The sequence below is a fragment of the Zoogloea sp. genome, assembly GCF_017302315.1.
Lineage (GTDB): Bacteria > Pseudomonadota > Gammaproteobacteria > Burkholderiales > Rhodocyclaceae > Zoogloea.
This window is the reverse complement of sequence record NZ_JAFLDT010000162.1, coordinates 1-2,908: the sequence shown is the minus strand read 5'-3', so window position 1 is coordinate 2,908 and position 2,908 is coordinate 1. Positions and strand designations below refer to the sequence as shown.

2 protein-coding genes and 1 pseudogene are annotated in these 2,908 nt (G+C 67.7%); all 3 read right to left on the bottom strand.

The genetic code is table 11. The features are described 5' to 3' along the window. A pseudogene (locus J0L98_RS21505) lies at positions 1-718 on the bottom strand (type III glutamate--ammonia ligase); the annotation flags it as partial. Positions 719-754: 36 nt separating this feature from the next. After that, a complete protein-coding gene (locus tag J0L98_RS21500) occupies positions 755-1,360 on the bottom strand; it encodes a hypothetical protein (RefSeq protein WP_296414275.1) in 606 nt (201 codons plus the stop codon). Then, on the bottom strand, positions 1,357-2,908 hold a 1,552-nt coding region (locus J0L98_RS21495), incomplete at its 5' end, for a glycine cleavage T C-terminal barrel domain-containing protein (protein ID WP_296414274.1). The genes J0L98_RS21495 and J0L98_RS21500, both read right to left, overlap by 4 nt.

Sequence of the window (2,908 nt, the reverse complement as noted above, 5' to 3'; positions counted from 1 at the left end):
TGCCGTTGCCCGGCCGGTTGGCGAAGGGCTTGGGCATGAAGGAGCAGATCATGCCCAGGTCGTTGGCGATCTCCGAGGCGGCCATCTTGAACAGCAGGTAGTGGTCGGCGGAGGTCAGGCAGTCGGCAAAGGTGTAGTTGATCTCGAACTGGCCGTTGGCGTCCTCGTGGTCGATCTGATAGACGTCCACATCCACCTGGCGCAGGCTGTCGGTGAGGGTTTCGAGGAACTGGCGGTTGCGCGACAGGCCCTTGTAGTCGTAACAGGGCTTGGGCAGGGTGTCGGTGGGGTCGGTGGGGATGATGTTGCCGTTGGCATCCTTCTTGAGCAGGGAGAACTCCGGCTCCAGCCCGGTGAAGAAGGTGTAGCCCATGGCGTCGAGGCGCTTGATCTGCTCCTTCAGCACCACGCGGGTATCCAGGGGCCAGGGCTCGCCTTTCACATGGCCGTCGCAGGCGATGCGGGCATAGCCGGGCTGCCAGGGCACCAGGGTCAGAGTGTCCAGGTCACCGATGGCCATGAAATCCGGGCCGTTGGGCTCGATGCCGAGGCCCCACACCGCGAAGCCCGCAAAACCGGCCCCGGTGGTGAGGATGCTGTCGAAATGGGCGGCCGGAACGGCCTTGGTCTTGGCCGTGCCGTGGATGTCGACAAACTGGGCCAGCACATATTTGACTTCGTTGTCGGCGAGAAACTTCTTGGCTTCCGTGGGCGTCATTGCCGCTCTCCTGATGTTGGGTTGGGTTCGGGCGATTCAGTTGAAGCTGTGGGGGGCAACGGCGCCGCCACCCAGCTCGACGGCGATGCCGAGCAGGGTTTCCCACAGGTAATGTCCATAGGTGCCGTCGCACCAGATGCGCACGGCGGGCAGCCCCTTGCGCACTTCCGGGATGACCGTGACGCCGACGCCGACCATCGAGGTGAGCACCACCGGCCGGGCAGCCGGGTCGAGGGGGCGGAAGTTGACGTTGCAGGTCTGGCGCAGCAGCTCTTCCAGGCGCGCGCCACCGACGATCAGCGCGGCGTCCTGGCGCAACACCGGATACACGCCGGGGCCGCGGGGCGCGGCAGCAATGGGAGCAATCAGGGCGTCCGGGCCTTCGATCAGAAACTCGGTGAAACCGAGCCGGGCGATCAGCCCGCCGCCATCAAGGGGCAACCAGCTATTGGTGTTCGGCGGGATGGGCAGGCCGAGGTTTTCCAGCCAGGCGATGGCGCCGGGGCCCTTGCAGCCGTGACGGGCAGTGAGGGACACATCGGCGATACCGAGGCTGGCGGCCGCGGCGGCCTGGTCTTGCGGCTTGAGGAGCGTGGTGGCGAGGAGCTCGGCCACCGGGCTCACGGCGAGGTTTGCGCTCATGCGGCCTCCTTCTGCTTGAGGTTGTCCGGGTCGTAGAACGGGGTGGTGCTGACCTGGGCCTGCACCAGCGTGCCGTCGGTGAGGCGGATGCTGACGGTGCTGCCGGGCGTGGCCAGATCGGGCCGCAGGAAGGCCAGGCCGATGTGGCGGTCGAGGCTGGGGCTGAAGGCGATGCTGGTGACGCGGCCGGCGATGTCGCCGCCCTCGATGACCAGGTTGCACTCCAGGGGCACGGCGCCGCTGTAGCCCACCGGGAAGACGATGCCGGCCAGCTGCTGCTTGCGCGGCTTCCTGGCGATGGCGGCGAGGCTGCGCTGGCCGACGAAGAAGGGCTTGGCCATCTTCACCGCCCAGTCCATGCCCACTTCCAGCGGCGTGGTGAGGCCGTCGGTGTCCTGGCTGATGATGATGTGCCCCTTCTCGAGGCGCAGCAGGCGCTGGGCTTCCACACCGAAGGGGCGGATGCCGTGGGCCTTGCCGGCCTGCATGAGGGCGTCCCACAGGGCGCCGCCCATGCTGGCGGGCACATGGATCTCGTAACCCCACTCACCCACGAAGCCGACGCGCATCAGCCGGGCGGGGATCTTTCCGCCGCCCACGGTCACTTCGCCCTCGCGCACCGCTAGGTAGGGGAAGGCAGCGGCGGAGAGATCCAGGCTGGTGAGGGTCTTGAGCACCTCGCGGGACTTCGGGCCGGCCAGATTGACCGCGGCGAAGGCGCCGGTGTGATTGACGATGCCGCAGTCGAGCCGCCACATGGTGTTGAGGCGGGACAGCTCCCGGTAGATGGTGGCAGCGCCGGAGGTGGTGGTGGTGAAGTAGAAGTGGTCGTCCGCCAGGCGGGCCACCACGCCGTCGTCGATGACCACGCCGGACTCGTCGCACATCACCGCGTAGCGGGTCATGCCGACCTTGAGGTTGGCGTAGTTGGAGGTGTACACCCGCTCCAGGAATTCGGCGGCCTGGGGGCCGATGACTTCGAGCTTGCCCAGGGTGCCCACGTCGATGAGGCCGACACCGTTGCGCACCGCGTGGGCTTCGCCGCGGATGCAGGCCAGGCGGTCCTGGCCGGCGACCTGGTAATACTCGGGGCGCTGCCACACGCCAGCCGGCATCCACTTGGCGCCCAGGGCGTCGTGACGGCTGCTGAGGGGGGTGCGACGCTCCGGGTTGAAGCCGCGCCCGGCCAGGATGGCCATGGGGACCGGATGGTAGAAGGGGCGTGCGGTGGTGGTGCCGACCTGCTGGGGCTCCTTGCCGGTGAGGCGGGCCAGGATGCGCAGCCCGTTCATGTTGGAGTGCTTGCCCTGGCTGGGGCCCATGCCGTTGGTGGAGAAACGCTTGAGCAGCTCGATGTTGTCGAAGCCCTCCTGCACGGCGTTGCAGAAATCCTTGAACTGCAGGTCCTCGTCGAAATCGACGAAGTTCTTGCCGGCCGGGTGATCGACGATGGGCCAGGGGTGGCTGGGGCTCTCCACTTCGGGCGGCAGGGCCTCGCCGATGGGCTGGCCGAAACCGGCGGCCGCAGCGGCGTGGCTGCCGGCGCGG